Below are 17567 nucleotides of genomic sequence, written 5' to 3' on the forward strand. Positions count from 1 at the left end.
CGAAAACGAATTTGCTGTAAACGTTATTGACGGTTTTGTAATATTTGTCGCCATTGTTTAATAGCGTTCGTTCCATAGAACAAGACGCCGCCACGATAGAATTTCGAGCCAATCCACAGTGTGATACCGATCGTTCCGATGAGTAACCCGATCGAGAGCGCCACTTCCCATACGGCCACATCGACGAGCATGACGCGAAGGAACATGAGCATCGGAGCGAAGAACGGGACGAACGAGAGAATGGTCACGATGGTCGCATCCGGGTTGTTCAATCCAAACATCGCGACTAAGAACGCAGCGACGAGGAGCATGATGACCGGCATGACCATTTGTTGTGACTCTTCGACACGGCTGACAAGTGAACCGAGGACAGCGAAGAGTGAGGCGTACAACAAGTACCCGAGCAAGAAGAAGACGAGTAGATAGATGACAGCCCGTGCGTTGCCGGCGTTCTCGATGACCGTCGTCGCCAGTTCGCTACCACTCGCACTTACATAACCAAACCCGAGGAAGATTCCGATTTGGATGAGGGCGAGTGTCCCGATAGCGGTCACTTTCGCAAGCATATGGGTCACTGGATGAGTCGTTGAGATGATGAGCTCCATGACACGCGATGACTTCTCCGTCGTCACTTCTGTTGAAATCATCGATCCGTACGTGATGATTGAAATGTACAGGAGCATCAACATGACGTAAACGAGCGCCGAAGACGAGAGAAGCTCATCCGAGTTCTCTCCACCGCGTCCGAGATAGGACTCGTCGAGTTGGATCGGTTCGCTGAGAGCAGCGATGACGGCCGGGTCGACATCGGACGATTCAATCAATTCCGCATTGCGCAACTGTTGTAAAGATGTTTGCAGGAGGGTCGTGAACTCCTGTTCCGGTCGTTCGGAGATGACGCGGGCATCATAGCCGTCGACAAAAGCGACGACCCCATACTCTCCGTCGTTGATGCCGGTCCGTGCCTCTTCTTCCGTGATTTCGCTAGATGCGACGTCTTCATAGCCGAGTGACTTCATCGTGTCGACGAGTTCTGTGTTCTCAGATACAACGAGAGCACTCGCCTGTTCAGAGTCCTCGAACGAGGACATGATGCGGTCGATGTTCGTGAACCCGAAGATGAACAGGATGGTTAGCGCCGTCGAGATGAGGAATGCTTTTGAACGAATTCTTGATTTGAGTGTGAACGCATAGAGCGGTCCAAAGTTATGAAACATGCTGTCCGACCTCCTTGATGAAGATGTCATTGAGCGATACCGGTTGGCGCATGAACGTCTTCACGTTCGCCTGATGACGGACGAGTGCCGACAGGACGGCGTCACTGTCTTCGAAAGAATGTAAGCGTACTAGATGACCGGATTTGTAAGGCTCGATTGTCTCCACGACTGGGAGCGACTCGAGAATGTGAATCTGGTCCGTTTCAATAAAGAGGGCAGGTTCTTCGTATCTCGACTTGATTGTCGGGACGTCACCGCTTACGACGGCACGGCCACCTTTCAAGATGCCGACGTGTTGGCACAATTCTTCGACATGTTCCATTCGATGACTCGAGAAGACGATGGTCGTCCCGGCGTCACGCAACGCGAGAACTTCACGCTTCAGGATTTCAACGTTAACCGGGTCGAGGCCGCTGAACGGTTCGTCTAAGATGACGAGTTCCGGGTTATGGAGCAGGGCGGCGACGAGCTGAATCTTCTGTTGATTCCCTTTTGATAGCTGCTCGACGCGCATCGTTTCATATTGAGGAATTTCAAGGCGTTCGAGCCATGACTTGACCGCGCGTTTGGCATCGCTCCCGCGCATGCCCTTTAGGCTTGCGAGAAAGACGAGCTGTTCACGCACTTGGGATTTGGGATACAGGCCACGTTCCTCGGGCAAATAGCCGACGATGCGATGGTCGACCGCTTTACCGTTCCACGTGATACTCCCATCGGTCGGCTTCAAGATGTCGAGGATCATCCGGAACGTCGTAGTCTTTCCAGCACCGTTTGCACCGAGCAAACCAAACATTTCCCCTTGTGGGACGCGGAACGTGAGGTCGTCGACAGCTTTGAAGTCACCAAACTCCTTGGTGACGCGTTCGATATGTAATGCCATATTCTATTACCTCCTTAGAATGTCTCTTCTTCTATCGTACGCCACCTTGAGCAAAAAGTTTCACTTTTTCTGGTAAATGATTTATCTTGAAATCAAGATAATAAAAGGAGGATGACAATGAAAACGCAGTCTACGGGAATCCATCACATTTCGTCGATGGTACAAGACCCGCAACGTACGCTAGATTTTTATGGACAGGTACTCGGTCTCCGCTTCGTGAAACAGACCGTTAACTTTGATGACCCTGGTACGTATCATCTCTATTTTGGGGATGAAGTCGGGACACCAGGGACGGTGATTACGTTCTTTCCAATCCCGGGCTTAGGGAAAGGGCAGGTCGGGAGCGGACAGGTTGGCGTGACGACTTATCTCGTACCGGCAGGAAGTTTACCGTTCTGGGAAGAAAGACTACAACAGCACGGCATCGCGACCGTCGCCACTGAACGGTTCAGCGAGGCATCACTCTTATTTGAAGACCCGGACGGACTCGTCGTCGAACTCGTCGCCCGACCGAGCTCTAAACAGACACGCTGGGTCATTCCCGGTATCACAGAACATGAAGCAATTGTCGGATTCGCCGGAGCGACTTTGTTGTCGAAAGCACCGGACGAAACCGTGCGCTTGTTGACGGAACTGTTCGGCTTTGAACGGGTCGCAGAGGATGAAGAGTGGATCCGTTTGAAAGGGTCAGCCGATTACGGGAACGTCATCGATGTGAAGAAAACGATTTTACCAAACGGGGTCCCTGGAACGGGAACGGTTCATCACATCGCGTGGCGCGTTACCGACGGAGACCATTATCCGACCTGGCAAGACGCCATCTTTGATCTTGGATTAAGACCGACCGAAGTGAAAGAACGAAATTATTTCCGCTCCGTCTATTTCCATGATGCTGGACGTATCCTGCACGAACTCGCGACGGACGTACCTGGATTCACTGTGGACGAATCCGTTGACACGCTCGGTGAGACGTTGCGCTTGCCACCATGGCTCGAAGCGGACCGAGATAAAATCGTCCGCACACTACCAGCAATCACGATACCGAGAGGAGAACACATATGATTCATCAATTCATTCAAGGTACAAAAGATACGACACTCGTTTTATTACACGGAACTGGAGGGACCGAGCAGGATTTGATTCCGCTCGCGAAAGAACTATCGACCGAAGCGAACATTTTAACGCTTCGAGGGGATGTCATTGAAAACGGGATGTCCCGTTTCTTCCGTCGCCACGCGGAAGGGGTGCTCGACCTTGAAGATTTAAAGAAACAGACAGAGCGCTTCCTTCATTTTTTAGATGAAGCGGCGACAACGTATGGCATCGACCGGGATAAGATGATTCCGCTCGGCTACTCGAACGGGGCGAATTTAATCGGGTCGGCACTTTACCGTCATCCGGCGTTCACTGCTTCACTCCTATTCCACCCGATGGTACCGGACCGTTCATTGACGCTACCTGACTTGTCAGGAACGAACGTGTTCATCTCGGCTGGCGAACGCGACCCGATTTGCCCGAAAACAGAAACAGAAGAGCTGACGTCGACACTCCGAAACGCGGGAGCGGACGTCGAGCTCTTCTATCACTCGGGGGGACATGAACTTCGCATGGAAGAAGTCGAGGCAGCACGGACATGGATTGCCGCATACCTCGACTGATTCATTCAAGCCATTTTTTTCGGTTTGTTCGGACGAGAATAGACGACGAGGACCCCTCGGTCAATCAAATAGGCGGCGAATAAACGTTTCGCTTCCTCAGCACGCACAGTTCGGTCGATTTGGATATACAATCGACCGAGCTTTTTTTGTGAGGTGCGCGTGAGCAACCAAATCGAGTCGAGCGTATACTGCCAACTTTGGAGCGTGTCGCCACCGATATATAAGTAGCGGTTTTGGGTGCGCTCGAGCAAGTAGTTGAGCCACCAGACGTCACGAGCCAGTTTAGCGCAGACACCGAGCACGAACGTGAGACCGAGGAAAGCCATGCTAGATAAGACAGGATGAATGGCAGAGAACCCGTTGCGGACGGACTCGAAGGCGACAAGGAGCAATCCGACGGAAAAGACGCTGACGAACCACCAGAATCCGAAGTTAGAGAATGAACGTTTTGGGTCATGCACCATATGATGTCTATTCCGGATGATCGATGCCATTCTCTCCACCTCCTCTATTAGAATATTCTGAATATTTGGTAACACCACTATACTATACTGTACCCAATCCCGTCTATTTGAATACGCACACAACATGCTGAATCGTGAGGATTTTTTGACGTTTCGGCTTGTATTCCTCCAATTATGGGAATGATGACAGTGAAGACATGAAAATTTTGTTGAAACGTAATTTCACTTAGTAGAGGAATCGCTTATGATAGGTGAGGGATTTTCCAAGACCTACATGGATTCTGTCTGTAAAGAGAACGTGAAAACATGAAGGTCAGCTTCATTGCAGTCATCATAGAGAACTAGAGGGAATGTTATGAGAAATTATTGGTATGACAATATTAAAGGAGTGCTCGTCCTACTCGTCGTCTTCGGACATTTGTTGACCGATGTCCGCGGTGCTTATGACGATATTTTACCAAAGTGGGTGTATCTGTTCCTGTATACCTTCCACATGCCGTTGTTCATCATGTTGAGCGGTTACTTTTATCGGGAGAACCGCTATTTGCGCGTAATCCAGTTATTCGTGGTCTATGTCATTTGGCAGGTCATCCTTGGGTCATGGTTCGCATTTACAGAAGGGATTCCGATTTTCTCACTTGAAAATCCGGGTCTGAATTTGTTGAAGCCGTACTGGGCGCTTTGGTATCTGATGGCCATCATTTTCTGGTACATCATCACCCCGTATGTGACACAACTGAAAGGCTACGTGTTATATGCACTATTATTCGCGCTCCTGTTTGGATTCCAAGCCGAGGCGACGGGGTATTTCGCGTTACGAAAAGTCATCATGTTCTATCCGTTCTTCTTGATCGGGAACTGGATGTCCGAGCGCAATACGCTCAACTTCTTTGAGTTACCAAAACGGGCCGAGCACCGGAATCGATATCGCATCGGTGGGGCGATTGTCTTCATCACGCTCACACTGGGACTCTTGGTCTCGATGCGGGTCCAGCAAGACGATACGTTCTATCATATCGGGAACTTGTTCAAATTCCGTTTCGCCTATGACACGGCCGTCCCAGAGGCGATGTGGAGTGGACCGTTCGCCTTTTTGATTGTTTATACGGTGTCGCTCCTCATGTCAATTAGTTTCGCGCTCATCATCCCAGGACGACAGCTCCCGATTTTTTCGCGTGCCGGGCAGTATAGTCTGTACGTCTATCTCGTCCACGTCTTCTTTGTTGTCGCCTGGAAGGCGTTTATACCGGCTGGGTTCATGCCGACATCTTGGATGCAACTGCTCGTCTTGTTCGGTGTCGCCTTTGTGATGGTCCTCGTGATTATCAGTCCACCGATGGTCCGTCTCTTGCGTCCGCTCGTCGAGATTGACGTGAAGCGTGTCCAAAATACGAAGGGTGTAAAAGGGTAAAGTCTTTTCTAAACGCTTCATTTCCGCTACACTTTATTAAGAAGAAACGAAACTAGAGTTAAGGAAGTGACCCTATGCCATACGAAAATGGAATGCACAGCACAGAAGGCGACGTGAACGTATCACGTCACGTCGTTGAAATGATCGCCGCGGTCGCGGTCAAAGAAACGAAACACGTTTCGTTCACGCAAGAAGATACGAAATTGTCAGAGCGTGCTCTCATGAAACATGTGAAAGTCGATGAGTCGGACGAAGGCATCACCATCAACCTATCGCTTTATATCGCGTACGGACAGTCGATCATCAAAACGGTGACGGCCGTCCAAGAGCGCATCACGCAAGATATGGACACGATGCTTGCGATGACACCACGTTCTGTGAACGTCAAAGTGGTCGGTATTCAGCTGTAATAAGGAAGGGGAGAGCGCATGCTCTTCTCTTTTTTTGATTTTTGCGAAAACGGTTGCATCAAGAGAACGTTTTCATTTATAATAGAAATCGAACAAGTGCAACCGTTTGCATCATTGACCAAACGTGCGACGGGTACTTGTCAAGTTCCCTAAATGTAGTCTGACGACACAAGCATTTGAAGGAAAGGCGGAAAGCATGTATGTCAACGATTGAAGCAGTGATTTTCGATTTGGACGGTGTCATCACTGACACCGCAGAGTACCATTATCTCGCTTGGAAGCAGCTCGGTGAAGAGCTCGGAATTCCATTTGACCGCGAATTCAACGAAACGCTCAAAGGCGTGAGTCGGACTGAGTCGCTTGAGCGGATCCTTACGCTCGGCGGTAAACAAAACGATTTCACACCGGAAGAGAAAGCAGAACTCGCACAAAAGAAAAACGAGCACTACGTTGAACTTATTCAACATATCTCATCCGACGATCTTCTTCCTGGTATCGTTTCATTCCTCGATGAAATCAAAGAGGCGGGACTCAAAATCGGAATGGCTTCTGCTTCAAAGAACGCATTTGCGGTCGTTGACGCACTTGGGGTCCGACATTACTTCGACCATATTGTCGACGCAGCAACTGTCGCCCAATCAAAACCACACCCCGAAGTGTTTTTGAAGGCCGCTTCTGCCCTTGGCGTGAAACCCGAACTCGCCATCGGCGTTGAAGACGCGGCTGCCGGTGTAACTGCAATCAAAGCGGCAAATATGTTTGCTGTCGCCGTCGGAGAAGAATCGATGCTTGGTCATGCAGACCTCATCGTCGCTTCTACTGACGAACTGTCACTTGAACGCATCCTCGAACGCGTTCACGTGTAAATGACTACAATCATCTTCCGTGAGACGGCGACTGCCCCGAACAGTCGCCGTCTTTTTTTGAGTCAAAAGTCCTAAATAGACAGAATTGCCCAAAAAGAGATGACAAACACATTACAAATCCGTTACACTTTTATAGAAGATATAGAGGGATTATTAGGAATTACTGATTTAAATTAGGGAATTCCGAATTATAATTGGATGTAGAAGGGGATTTGTGTATGGAATCTACGAATGTCAATGACCACATTTATCGAGAATTGATGGAAATTGAGGAGTCGTATCGCCAATTGCAACGACGTGCCGAGTATTTGATTGCGGAATTGAGTCGAGATAGAGAAGATAAGGACTCCATGACTGATGCGTCAAAACGCCTACGTCCGCGCCGTGTGAACCAGCGTTATCCGCTCGAGGTGTACGTTCATCAAGTGACGGATCTACTGAAAGAGCGTCAGACGATGAGCGTGCGTGATATTCAAATGGAACTTGAACTTCGTTACCGTCATCACATCAGCAACATTTACCAATTGATGGTGAAAATTGAAGGGGTCAACCCGGAAATCAAAAAAATTGGTCGCGGCTTGTATACATACGAACCGACAGAAGAAGTGGCAGCGACACTTTCATGATCCAGAGCTGATGGGGAACGCCTCATCGGCTTTTATTGTAAACGGACTGATATCCACTCCTCGATTCAAAATGTGATATAATTCGCCAGAGTCTATTTTTTTGAGAGAGGAACTGTCGGCCCATGCTATGGATTGCCATGTTGGTCAGTTTTGTGATGGCCATCTTGATTACACCGCTCGTTCGTCGATTCGCATTTTTCATCGGTGCAGTCGATCATCCGAACGCACGAAAAGTACATTTACGGACGATGCCACGAATCGGGGGTCTCGCGATTTTTATCGCATTTTTCATCGGCTACGCCTTGCTGCTTCCGACGAGTCGATATAACGACGCTATCTTGATTGGCGCTGTCGTCATTCTCCTTACCGGACTGATCGATGACCGGTTCCAGTTATCAGCCCGTGTCAAGTTGATGGGACAGATGATTGCGACGGTCGTTGTCTTGAACTCGGGGATGCGAATTGAACTCATCAATCTTCCGTTCGACCAGCAACTCTACCTCGGGTCATGGAGCATCCCGATCACCGTCCTTTGGCTGATTGGGATCACGAATGCCATCAACTTGATTGATGGTCTCGATGGTCTCGCCGCCGGTGTGTCGAGCATCGCCCTCGGGACGATTGCCGTGTTAGCCATCATTCAGGGGAACGTCTATTTGACGATGATGGCGCTCTTGCTTCTTGCGAGTACGCTCGGGTTTCTCGTTCATAATTTTTATCCGGCGAAAATCTTTATGGGCGATACGGGAGCACTGTTCCTCGGGTACATGCTCGCCGTCTTCTCGCTCATCGGGTTTAAGAACGTGACATTGTTCTCGCTCGTCGTCCCGGTCCTCTTGCTCGGGTTGCCGATCTCGGATACAATTTTCGCCATCGTGCGCCGGCTCGTCCAAGGGCGACCGCCGATGTCGCCGGATAAATCGCATATGCATCATCAGTTGATCGATATGGGCTTCACGACACGGCAAGCCGTCTTGCTCATGTACGGGATGACCTTGTTCTTTGGCATCTCATCCATCTTGTTCGCCAAGACGACGATGCTCGGTGCGGTCATCACGTTCATCGTCGTGTTGATTGTCATTGAATTGATCGTGGAATCAACCGAACTGATTCATCCAAATTATAAACCGATTATTCGCACGTCCCGACGACTGCTCGGTCGACCGCGAACCTAAAAAATAGCCAGTATCGCCGCGCGATACTGGCTATTATTGTTTTAGTAAGTGATTGTCTCAGTCATCGTATCGTCTGTTTCGTCAGTTGATGGTTCATCCGCTGTAACGGGCATGCCGAGCTCCGTCTGGAGAAGGGCCTGGGCGTCACGAAGGTCAGCCGGGTCGATTTCATAATAGTAGACCCCGTTCAGCGTCAGGTCCGTCCCTTCAAGTGTTTCGCGGTTGAACGACTTCAGCGATTTTGCGTAAGGCTGAAGTTGTGAGGCCTCTGACAACGTCATGTTCGTCCGGATGTTCTCGCCGACAGCATTCATGATCCGGTTCAGCTTCGTAAACGAGTTGATGGTCGTCGCCTCATTGATGATGGCCTCGATAACTTGCTGTTGTCGACCGGCTCGACCGATGTCGCCGGCAGGGTCTTGCTTCCGCATCCGGGCATAGGCAAGTGCTTCTTTTCCGTTCAAAACTTGAACGCCAGGCTCTAGCTCGACATTTCCGGTCGCTTTTCCAGAGATGGGGATGAGGACATCGATCTCGACGCCACCGACCGCATCGACCAAATCTTCGATTCCATCAAAGTTGATGGTCGCATAGTAATCGATTGGGATGTCGAGCAGGTTCTCGACGGTCGCGATGGTCGTGTCAATGCCTCCGTAAGCGTAAGCATGGTTGATCTTGTCTTTGAACGGATCCTCATCGTCGATGATGATGTCGACATATGAGTCGCGTGGGATGCTGACGAGCGTCACTTGCCGCGATTCCTTGTTGAACGTGGCGACCATGAGCGAATCAGTCCGTCCTTCCTCGAGCGAGGCGCCGCCATCGACTCCTGCTAACAGGACGGAAAAGTGATCTTTCGTCAAGTCGATGGTCTCGTCGCGACGTTCTGACTTGTCGCCACGTTCCAACGCCTTGTTCGCGTTTTCGGCGGTTTCATTCGCTTTGAAGACAAAATAGCCGAAAGCGGAACCAGCGATGAGCAATACGACACCCAACACGATGAGGACAATTTTCCAAGGTGATCTTTTCTTGCGTGGGGGTGTTTTCATGTTGTTTCCTCATTTCAGTCGTTTCTTTTAGTATAGGCGTTTCAGCGTTTGAAATCACGTTCGATGATGCGGATCCCATGAGTTTGAAGCTGACCTTGACCGTTCGTCATGTCTGTCAGCCAAGCGAGCGCTTCCTCTGTCTCTTCCACGGGTACCGAGACATGAAACGTGACGAGGTCGGCGTAGATGATGTCATCGAGCAGATAGCTAGACTGTCTCAACTCGTTTTCGACTTTTCCAATCCATGTATAGTCGACGGTGAGTGTCAATTGTTGCATCGGTAGGCGTTCGACGATGCCGACCGCATCAAGTCCTTCGCTTACAGTTCCACCGTAGGCACGAATAAGTCCGCCGCCACCGAGCTTGATTCCACCGAAATAACGTGTCACGACGACGACCGTATCTTTTAAGTGGCGTTTGCGTAACACCTCGAGCATCGGCATGCCGGCCGTACCGCTTGGCTCACCGTCGTCGTTCGCTTTTTGGTGCTCGTTGCGTTCCCCGATGATGTACGCTGAACAGTTGTGGTTCGCGTTCCAATGCTCTTTCTTGATGGCTTGGATGAACGCCTGCGCCTCTTCCTCTGTTTCGACACGTTTGAAATGAGCAATAAATTTTGACTTTTGGATAACGACTTCGTATGTTCCACTTTGTTTTATAGTATAATTTGACTCAATAGACATTTCTGAAAATTCTCCTTTCTATTTTTAAATATTTTTTTTAGAATTTAAGTAGGCACATACGCTATTTATAGCGAATGGAATTATAGAAAATCTCTCATGTCCGCTGTAAACCTGTTTAGAGTGGGACGATATATAAGAATAGATGAGGATTAACTACCGAACTATTAGGGGATGGCATCGTGAATCATATTACCGATCGGACAGCTTTAGAACATATCATAACAAATATGATTGAAACGGTGACGGAAAGTAAAGAGGAGATTGTCCGTATAACCGAAAGTTCTGCAACTGAATATTCAGCAATTCAAAACGAGTTAAAAGAATTGACGGATAAAATCGAGTTCGACATCGAGGAGTCCGATCGACTCGACCGACTCGTGAAAGCTGCAAAGGCCAAGCTCGTTCAAGTCAGTAAAAAGTTTCATATACATAGTGAACAAGAAATTCGCGAAGCCTACGAACGGGCAAATCAAATGCAACTCGAACGTTTTCTTGTCCAAAAAGAAGAGATGGCGGCACAGCAACGCCGGAACGACTTAGAGCGCCGTCTGCTCATCTTAGAGGACACGATCGAACGTGCCGAAAAGTTGATTGGTCGCGTGAGTGTCGTCTTGAACTTCTTACGGGATGACTTACAGCAAGAGTATTCGGACATGATGAAAAAACAAGAGATGGCCATCGGCGTATTCGAAGCGGCTGAGCGCGAACGGCGCCATCTCGCCCGCGAGATGCACGATGGTCCAGCGCAATCGCTTGCTCATATTCTGATACGGGCCGACCTGATTGAAAAGACGTTTGATAAACGAGGAAAAGATGAGGCATTTGCCGAATTACATGAATTGAAAAAGCTAATTCGTGGGGCGCTCGTCGACGTCCGTCGTTTGATTTATGATTTACGTCCGATGTCGCTTGATGATTTAGGCTTTTTGCCGACGCTCGAGCGCTATCTCCATCAAACGGAGGAGTATACGGCAATCAAAACACGTCTCAACTATCGAGGGTCGCGTGCGCGATTACCGGAGAAGCTGGAGATTAACGTGTTCCGTCTCGTTCAAGAATCGGTACAAAATGCGATCAAACATGCAAAAACAGCCGAAATCATCGTCAATGTCGAGCAAGCGAGCGACGTGATTCACATCCACGTCCGCGACTATGGCATCGGGTTTGAACCGAGCGCAATTGGCGAAGAGTCGTTTGGGATTGTCGGAATGCGCGAACGAATTGAATTGGTGAACGGAAGCATCACCATCGACTCGGAAGTCGGCAAAGGGACAGTCGTCCGGATGTCGATTCCGATTCCGTGAGAGAACAAGGGGGAAGACATACATGGAAATGACACAGACACGCATTGCGATCGTGGATGATCACGAACTGTTCCGCGAGGGATTGAAGCGGATTTTTGATTTGGAGGATGAATTTAAAGTTGTCGCCGAAGGGCGTACGGGACGCGAAGCAATCCGCATCGCTGGCGAGCAAAAACCGGAAATTCTAATTATGGATATCAACATGCCGGACATGAACGGAATCGAGGCGACGAAGCAACTGTCACTTCTTTCACCAGAGACACGTGTCCTCATTCTGTCAATCCATGATGATGAGTCGTATATCACACATGCGCTTGAAGCGGGGGCATCAGGGTTCTTATTAAAAGAAGTCGCATCGACAGAATTGATCTCGGCAGTCCGTGCCGTCGCAAAGGATGGGGCGTATCTTCATCCGAAAGTGACAACGAACGTACTGAAGGATTACCGCCGTCTCTTACAATTCAAAGGGGAACAGGCGGGACGTGGCGTCGAGAGCCGTACAGATGACCCGGTTTATCAATTATTGTCGCGCCGTGAGGTCGAGGTGTTGCACCTTCTCGCCGACGGTCGCTCGAACCGAGACATCAGTGACATGCTGTTTATCAGTGAGAAGACGGTCAAAAACCACGTCTCCTCTGTACTTCGTAAAATGGACGTGAACGACCGGACGCAAGCCGTCGTGGATGCGATTCGCCGGGGTTGGGTCGAGATTTGAGCGTCACCGATGCTTTACCTCGTTTTTGTGTTACAATATGGAATGGAATCCTAACATAATTGGAAAAATGAAACGACGTAAAGTGAGGATATAGTATGGGAAACATTGCGATTTTAACCGACAGTACCGCCTACCTGTCGGATGATTTTTTGGCGCGACATGACGTCCATGTCGCACCACTCAGTGTCATCTTCGATGGTGCGTCGTACCGCGAGTCGATTGATATGTCGACCGAGGCGTTTTATGAGCGTATCGAGGCGGGTAACCTGCCGACGACGTCGCAACCGGTCATCGGTGAGACGGTGGAATTGATTGAGAGCTTGCCGGACGATGTGACGGACGTGATTGCAATCACGCTCTCCAGTGGAATCAGCGGAACGTACCAATCGATGGTCGCGCTAAATGACATGGTCGATGTGACGGTTCATGCGTTTGACTCAGAGATTTCGTGTATGCCGCAAGCGTTCATGGTCGAAGAGGCCCTTCACCTCCGTGACAACGGGGCGACACCAGAAGAAATCATCGCCCGACTTGAAACGGTCCGTGATTCGATTCGCGCGTACTTCGTCGTCGATGACCTCGACCACTTACAACGCGGTGGACGGTTGAGCGCGGCGCAAGCGCTCGTCGGATCGTTCTTGCAAATCAAGCCGGTCCTTCATTTCCAAGATAAATTGATCGTCCCGTTCGAGAAGATTCGGACATACAAGAAGGCCGTACGCCGAATCGAAGAGATGATGGACGAATCGATTGTCGGAGACGGGGAAGGGTACTGCATTGGTATCATTCACGCCAACTGCCCGGAGCGTCAGGCGGAAGAAATCGCTTCGATGAAACAGAAGTTTCCGAAAGCACACATCTCGGGAAGCCATTTCGGTCCCGTCATCGGAACGCATCTCGGACCTGGTGCAATCGGCATCACGTGGTATCGTCGCGAATGGTAAGAGAGACGACCGTCTAAGGTCGTCTTTTTCAATGGAGGAGGGAATGAAATGGCGAAATATCGCCAAATCTTTGAGCGTCTGGCAGAAGAGATGCGAAATGGCACGAGACCCGCTGACTCAAAGCTTCCGTCTGAAACCGAGTTGATGCATCAGTTCGAGGCCAGCCGGGGGACGGTCCGGAAAGCGCTCGATCTTTTACAGGAGAACGGGTATGTCCGGAAGCATCATGGAAAAGGCGTGTTCGTGTTGAAACGTGACCAGATCGAGTTTCAATTCAATGGCATCGTCAGTTTTTCAGAGGTCTACGCGAGCATGCTCGGTCGTTCCATTCAGACCCACGTCGCTTCGTTCGAAGAGATAGAAGCCCCGACATGGCTCGCCGAACGGATGAACTTAGCGCCAGGGACGCATGTGTTTCGCATCGAACGGGTTCGAAACTTTGACGGGGAGAACGTTATTTTAGATATCAACTATTTCGTCAAAGACCTCGTCCCCGGTCTGACAGAAGAGATTGCGGCTCGATCGATTTATGGATATATCGAAGATGAGCTTGGGCTACAAATCAGCTATGCCAAACGGAAGATTGCAGCTGAAGACGTGACGGAACTTGACCGGAAACGGCTCGACTTGCATGACTATGAATACGTCATCGTCATCACGAACGATACGTTCTTATATGAAGGACAACAATTTGAATATACGGAGTCGCGTCACCGATTGGACAAGTTCCAGTTTAGCGACGTCGCCCGTAGGTAAACCTCTTTCGTACAGGAAGGGGTTTTTTGTTTGTCCTAAGTCAAAATAGGGGAATTTTAACAGTAAATCACAACGCAAAACTTTCATGTTTAACTCATATATATAAGTTGTTGACTTAACTTATATAGATAAGTTATACTTTGTTTGTACTCATAAGTAACCGTTTTCATTTACAGTTTTCAAACAAAGGAGGACATTTAACATGAAGGCAGATTATCGTCAAATTGCCGCTGAGATCTTAGAAGCGATCGGGGGCAAAGACAACGTGGACAAGGCTGCGCACTGTGTGACGCGTCTACGTCTCTCCCTCAAGGATCAATCAAAAGTCGATGAGGCACGCGTGAAAGAAATCGACCTCGTCAAAGGGGCGTTCGAGAACTCCGGCGTGTATCAAATCGTCATCGGAGCCGGCGATGTCGATCGCGTCTATGCCGAGTTCATCAAGCTCGCTGGACTTGAGGCGGCAACGGTCGCCGAGGTCAAATCCGCGGGCGGCAAAAAAATGAATCCGCTTCAAAAACTCGTCAAAGTCTTCTCTGACGTCTTTATGCCAATCATTCCAGCCATCATCGTAGCCGGTCTCCTTATGGGGATCAATAACTTACTTGCATCGGAAGGTCTCTTCATCGAAGGACAGACACTCATCGAGGCGTATCCGAACCTACAAGGACTTTGGGATCTCATCAACATGATGGCGAATACGTCATTCGTGTTCTTACCTGCACTCGTCGGTTGGTCGGCGACGAAACGATTCGGTGGGAGCGAAGTACTCGGGATCGTCATGGGTCTCTTGCTCGTTCACCCGGACCTCTTGAATGCATGGGGCTACGGAACGGCAGCACTTGAAGGAGATGTCCCGACGTTTGATATCCTCGGACTCTTCGAAATCGAGAAAGTCGGCTACCAAGGTCAAATCTTGCCGGTACTCGCCGCTGCCTATATTTTGAGCCAAATCGAGATGTTCTTGAAAAAACGTGTACCGAACGCCATCCAACTCTTGGTCGTTCCAATCACAACAATCGTTGTCACAGGATTCCTCGCACTCGCAATCGTTGGACCGGTCACTCGTGGAATCGGGAACGTGATCGCGACAGGACTCGTCAACACGTTCGAAGCCGTACCGGTCGTCGGGGCACTCCTCTTCGGATTGTTCTACGCACCGCTCGTCGTCACCGGGATGCACCACTTGTTCATCGCCATCGACCTTCAGTTGATCGCAGATACAGGCGGTACGTTCATCTGGCCGATGATCGCACTCTCAAACATTGCTCAAGGTTCGGCCGCACTCGCGATGTTCTTCGTCTACAAGCACAACGCGAAACAAAAGAGCATGGCATCGACTTCAGCCATCTCGGCTTATTTCGGAATCACAGAGCCGGCCATGTTCGGGGTCAACTTACCAAATAAATTCCCGTTCTACTCAGCTATGATCGGGTCGGCAATCGCTGCTATCTTTATCACATTGAACGATGTGCAAGCAATCGCCATCGGTGTCGGAGGACTCCCTGGATTCCTCTCAATCTTCACAGATAAGATCCTTCTCTTCATCGTGGGCATGGTCATCGCGATCATCGTTCCGTTCGCGCTCACTTTCATCTTGTCGAAGCGTTACCTGAAGAAAGGTGAACTTGAAGAAAACAAAGTCGCATAAGTAATGACTCGGGAGGGAGGGACGGCAGTTCTTCCCTCTTTCCTATTGAAATGAAAACTCTTACAAAAAGGAGATGTCGTTGATGACACAGAAAAATTGGCGCAAATCAGTCGTCTATCAAATTTACCCGAAAAGTTTTTACAGTCCGGAAGGGAACGCGACCGGATCGATTAAAGGGGTGACGGCGAAGCTGGATTACTTGGCAGAACTCGGCATCGAATACATTTGGATGACGCCTGTCTATCAGTCACCTCAACACGATAATGGCTATGACGTGAGTGATTATTATGCCATCGACCCGTCTTACGGAACGATGGAGGACCTCGACGAATTGATCCGTGAAGCAGAGGCGCGGGGCATCGGCCTCATGATGGATATCGTCGTCAACCACTCTTCGACCGAGCACGAATGGTTCCAAAAATCATTGGCGGGAGACGAGCGGTACCGTGACTACTACATCTGGCGCGACGAACCGACGAACTGGGAATCGAAGTTCGGTGGGAATGCGTGGGAATATGATGAGAAGAGCGGACAATATTATCTCCACTTGTTCGACGTGACACAAGCTGACCTGAACTGGGAGAATGAACAGATGCGCGAGGACGTCTACGAGATGATGCGGTTTTGGCGTAAAAAAGGAATCAAAGGATTCCGTCTCGACGTCATCAACCTCATTTCAAAAGAACAGAACTTCCCAGAAGACGCATCGGACGGTCGCAAGTTCTATACGGACGGTCCACGCATCCACGAATATTTAAAAGAAATGAACCGAGAAGTATTTGATGGGCATGACGTCATCACGGTCGGGGAGATGTCTTCGACGACGCTCGATCACTGCGTACGCTATTCAAACCCGGACGAGAACGAGCTCAGCATGACGTTCAGCTTCCACCACTTGAAAGTCGACTATCCGAACGGCGAGAAATTCGTCGCGGCGCCGTTCGATTTCATTCAATTAAAAGACATCATGTCGACGTGGCAACGTGGGATGCACGGAAAAGGATGGAACGCCATCTTCTGGTGCAACCATGACCAACCACGTGTCGTCAGCCGTTTTGGGAACGACACGAACCACCGCGTAGAGAGCGCGAAGATGCTTGCGACAGTGCTCCACGGCCTTCAAGGGACGCCGTACATCTATCAAGGGGAAGAAATCGGGATGACGAACCCCGGCTTCGACTCGCTCGATGAATATCGGGATATCGAAACGCTCAACATCTACAAGTTGAAGCGGGAAGAGGGTGTGTCGCATGATGACATGATGGCCGCCATCAAACAGAAGTCACGCGACAACTCGCGAACGCCGATGCAGTGGGATGCAACGACACATGCCGGCTTCACGAGCGGCACACCATGGATCAACGTGGCGCCGAACTATGAGGACGTGAACGTTGAAACGGCGCTTCGTGATCCGAACTCGGTGTTCTACCACTACAAACACTTGATTGCATTACGAAAAGAACTTGACGTTTTGACGGACGGAGACTACACGCTTCTTACTCCTGATTCGCTAGACGTTTGGGCATATACACGGAAGACGGACCGAGAGGAGCTACTCGTCGTCGCCAACTTCTATGGAATTGAAACGACGTACACGATTCCAGAAGGATTCGAGCGGGTGAACGTCGTCAGTCACAACTACGACGTGCCTGAGCTCGACGGAATGTCGTTGTCTCTTCGTCCATATGAGGCGATCATGTTCTATAAACAGATTTAACAGATGGGACCCGACTTTTTCGTCGGGTCCTATTTGTGTAG

At 49.8% G+C, this 17567-nt stretch carries 18 protein-coding genes; 13 read left to right on the forward strand and 5 right to left on the reverse strand.

Going from position 1 to position 17567, the window contains the following annotated elements; genetic code table 11:
- Positions 1-23 precede the first annotated feature (23 nt).
- Together IRJ25_RS02995 and IRJ25_RS03000 are read right to left on the reverse strand one after the other, a co-directional pair.
- Positions 24-1217 carry an ABC transporter permease gene (locus IRJ25_RS02995; protein ID WP_214781788.1) on the reverse strand — a complete coding sequence of 398 codons (1194 nt, stop codon included), beginning with the start codon at positions 1215-1217 and terminating at the stop codon, positions 24-26.
- Positions 1207-2097, reverse strand: coding sequence for an ABC transporter ATP-binding protein (locus tag IRJ25_RS03000; protein WP_012727001.1), 891 nt, complete (start codon positions 2095-2097; stop codon positions 1207-1209). The genes IRJ25_RS02995 and IRJ25_RS03000 overlap by 11 nt, the downstream gene beginning before the upstream one ends.
- A 117-nt stretch (positions 2098-2214) precedes the next feature.
- Here IRJ25_RS03000 and IRJ25_RS03005 point away from each other — a divergent pair, with 117 nt between their 5' ends.
- Together IRJ25_RS03005 and IRJ25_RS03010 are read left to right on the forward strand one after the other, a co-directional pair.
- The gene (locus IRJ25_RS03005) at positions 2215-3159 is read left to right on the forward strand and encodes a ring-cleaving dioxygenase (RefSeq protein ID WP_159562685.1); all 945 of its coding nucleotides are present in this window, start codon (positions 2215-2217) and stop codon (positions 3157-3159) included.
- Positions 3156-3755 carry an alpha/beta hydrolase gene (locus IRJ25_RS03010; RefSeq protein ID WP_074036177.1) on the forward strand — a complete coding sequence of 200 codons (600 nt, stop codon included), beginning with the start codon at positions 3156-3158 and terminating at the stop codon, positions 3753-3755. The genes IRJ25_RS03005 and IRJ25_RS03010 overlap by 4 nt, the downstream gene beginning before the upstream one ends.
- 5 nt (positions 3756-3760) lie before the next feature.
- Here the strand turns inward: IRJ25_RS03010 and IRJ25_RS03015 are convergent, their stop codons facing one another.
- Positions 3761-4249 (reverse strand): hypothetical protein, encoded by a 489-nt coding sequence (locus IRJ25_RS03015; RefSeq protein WP_012726999.1) that lies wholly within the window; start codon positions 4247-4249, stop codon positions 3761-3763.
- Positions 4250-4574: 325 nt separating this feature from the next.
- Between IRJ25_RS03015 and IRJ25_RS03020 the strand changes: the two genes are divergently transcribed.
- From IRJ25_RS03020 to IRJ25_RS03040, 5 genes are all read left to right on the forward strand, one after another.
- On the forward strand, positions 4575-5630 hold the full coding sequence (locus tag IRJ25_RS03020) for an acyltransferase family protein (protein WP_215243748.1): 1056 nt from the start codon (positions 4575-4577) through the stop codon (positions 5628-5630).
- Positions 5631-5704: 74 nt separating this feature from the next.
- Complete coding sequence (locus IRJ25_RS03025) at positions 5705-6040, forward strand: Asp23/Gls24 family envelope stress response protein (protein ID WP_012726997.1); 336 nt, start codon at positions 5705-5707, stop codon at positions 6038-6040.
- A gap of 200 nt (positions 6041-6240) precedes the next feature.
- Positions 6241-6906, forward strand: a complete 666-nt coding sequence (gene pgmB / locus IRJ25_RS03030) for a beta-phosphoglucomutase (protein ID WP_074036182.1) — start codon at positions 6241-6243, stop codon at positions 6904-6906.
- Positions 6907-7124: 218 nt separating this feature from the next.
- Positions 7125-7532: a Rok-like winged helix domain-containing protein gene (locus IRJ25_RS03035; protein WP_074036184.1), complete on the forward strand. Its 408-nt coding sequence runs from the start codon at positions 7125-7127 to the stop codon at positions 7530-7532.
- A 122-nt stretch (positions 7533-7654) separates the two neighbouring features.
- On the forward strand, positions 7655-8707 hold the full coding sequence (locus IRJ25_RS03040; RefSeq protein ID WP_012726994.1) for a glycosyltransferase family 4 protein: 1053 nt from the start codon (positions 7655-7657) through the stop codon (positions 8705-8707).
- A 41-nt stretch (positions 8708-8748) separates the two neighbouring features.
- Here the strand turns inward: IRJ25_RS03040 and IRJ25_RS03045 are convergent, their stop codons facing one another.
- Together IRJ25_RS03045 and IRJ25_RS03050 are read right to left on the reverse strand one after the other, a co-directional pair.
- Positions 8749-9756 carry an LCP family protein gene (locus IRJ25_RS03045; protein WP_269317765.1) on the reverse strand — a complete coding sequence of 336 codons (1008 nt, stop codon included), beginning with the start codon at positions 9754-9756 and terminating at the stop codon, positions 8749-8751.
- Between the two features lie 41 nt (positions 9757-9797).
- Positions 9798-10439 carry a YigZ family protein gene (locus tag IRJ25_RS03050; RefSeq protein ID WP_074036188.1) on the reverse strand — a complete coding sequence of 214 codons (642 nt, stop codon included), beginning with the start codon at positions 10437-10439 and terminating at the stop codon, positions 9798-9800.
- A 179-nt stretch (positions 10440-10618) separates the two neighbouring features.
- Here IRJ25_RS03050 and IRJ25_RS03055 point away from each other — a divergent pair, with 179 nt between their 5' ends.
- The 6 genes from IRJ25_RS03055 (at position 10619) to treC (ending at position 17526) form a co-directional block, all read left to right on the forward strand.
- Complete coding sequence (locus IRJ25_RS03055; RefSeq protein WP_214781780.1) at positions 10619-11743, forward strand: sensor histidine kinase; 1125 nt, start codon at positions 10619-10621, stop codon at positions 11741-11743.
- 22 nt (positions 11744-11765) lie between these two features.
- Positions 11766-12458: a response regulator transcription factor gene (locus tag IRJ25_RS03060; RefSeq protein WP_159562679.1), complete on the forward strand. Its 693-nt coding sequence runs from the start codon at positions 11766-11768 to the stop codon at positions 12456-12458.
- 95 nt (positions 12459-12553) lie between these two features.
- Positions 12554-13402, forward strand: a complete 849-nt coding sequence (locus IRJ25_RS03065; RefSeq protein ID WP_074036190.1) for a DegV family protein — start codon at positions 12554-12556, stop codon at positions 13400-13402.
- Between the two features lie 48 nt (positions 13403-13450).
- Positions 13451-14158: a trehalose operon repressor gene (gene treR / locus IRJ25_RS03070; protein WP_159562677.1), complete on the forward strand. Its 708-nt coding sequence runs from the start codon at positions 13451-13453 to the stop codon at positions 14156-14158.
- Between the two features lie 202 nt (positions 14159-14360).
- Positions 14361-15809: a PTS system trehalose-specific EIIBC component gene (gene treP, locus IRJ25_RS03075; RefSeq protein ID WP_269317766.1), complete on the forward strand. Its 1449-nt coding sequence runs from the start codon at positions 14361-14363 to the stop codon at positions 15807-15809.
- A gap of 82 nt (positions 15810-15891) precedes the next feature.
- The gene (gene treC / locus IRJ25_RS03080) at positions 15892-17526 is read left to right on the forward strand and encodes an alpha,alpha-phosphotrehalase (protein WP_208606704.1); all 1635 of its coding nucleotides are present in this window, start codon (positions 15892-15894) and stop codon (positions 17524-17526) included.
- The last annotated feature ends 41 nt before the right edge of the window (positions 17527-17567 follow it).

The sequence above is a fragment of the Exiguobacterium sp. KJ 601 genome, from assembly GCF_027161185.1.
Classification (GTDB): Bacteria; Bacillota; Bacilli; order Exiguobacteriales; family Exiguobacteriaceae; genus Exiguobacterium; species Exiguobacterium profundum.

What these genes read in the sequence shown, in the direction of transcription:
- IRJ25_RS03040 (WP_012726994.1), top strand. Translation starts at nt 7,655, where the DNA reads ATGCTATGGATTGCCATGTTGGTCAGTTTTGTGATGGCCATCTTGATT.
- IRJ25_RS03060 (WP_159562679.1), top strand. Translation starts at nt 11,766, where the DNA reads ATGGAAATGACACAGACACGCATTGCGATCGTGGATGATCACGAACTG.
- IRJ25_RS03000 (WP_012727001.1), bottom strand. Translation starts at nt 2,097, where the DNA reads ATGGCATTACATATCGAACGCGTCACCAAGGAGTTTGGTGACTTCAAA.
- IRJ25_RS03005 (WP_159562685.1), top strand. Translation starts at nt 2,215, where the DNA reads ATGAAAACGCAGTCTACGGGAATCCATCACATTTCGTCGATGGTACAA.
- treC (WP_208606704.1), top strand. Translation starts at nt 15,892, where the DNA reads ATGACACAGAAAAATTGGCGCAAATCAGTCGTCTATCAAATTTACCCG.
- IRJ25_RS03045 (WP_269317765.1), bottom strand. Translation starts at nt 9,756, where the DNA reads ATGAAAACACCCCCACGCAAGAAAAGATCACCTTGGAAAATTGTCCTC.
- IRJ25_RS02995 (WP_214781788.1), bottom strand. Translation starts at nt 1,217, where the DNA reads ATGTTTCATAACTTTGGACCGCTCTATGCGTTCACACTCAAATCAAGA.
- IRJ25_RS03065 (WP_074036190.1), top strand. Translation starts at nt 12,554, where the DNA reads ATGGGAAACATTGCGATTTTAACCGACAGTACCGCCTACCTGTCGGAT.
- treR (WP_159562677.1), top strand. Translation starts at nt 13,451, where the DNA reads ATGGCGAAATATCGCCAAATCTTTGAGCGTCTGGCAGAAGAGATGCGA.
- IRJ25_RS03035 (WP_074036184.1), top strand. Translation starts at nt 7,125, where the DNA reads ATGGAATCTACGAATGTCAATGACCACATTTATCGAGAATTGATGGAA.
- treP (WP_269317766.1), top strand. Translation starts at nt 14,361, where the DNA reads ATGAAGGCAGATTATCGTCAAATTGCCGCTGAGATCTTAGAAGCGATC.
- IRJ25_RS03050 (WP_074036188.1), bottom strand. Translation starts at nt 10,439, where the DNA reads ATGTCTATTGAGTCAAATTATACTATAAAACAAAGTGGAACATACGAA.
- IRJ25_RS03010 (WP_074036177.1), top strand. Translation starts at nt 3,156, where the DNA reads ATGATTCATCAATTCATTCAAGGTACAAAAGATACGACACTCGTTTTA.
- pgmB (WP_074036182.1), top strand. Translation starts at nt 6,241, where the DNA reads ATGTCAACGATTGAAGCAGTGATTTTCGATTTGGACGGTGTCATCACT.
- IRJ25_RS03020 (WP_215243748.1), top strand. Translation starts at nt 4,575, where the DNA reads ATGAGAAATTATTGGTATGACAATATTAAAGGAGTGCTCGTCCTACTC.
- IRJ25_RS03015 (WP_012726999.1), bottom strand. Translation starts at nt 4,249, where the DNA reads ATGGCATCGATCATCCGGAATAGACATCATATGGTGCATGACCCAAAA.
- IRJ25_RS03025 (WP_012726997.1), top strand. Translation starts at nt 5,705, where the DNA reads ATGCCATACGAAAATGGAATGCACAGCACAGAAGGCGACGTGAACGTA.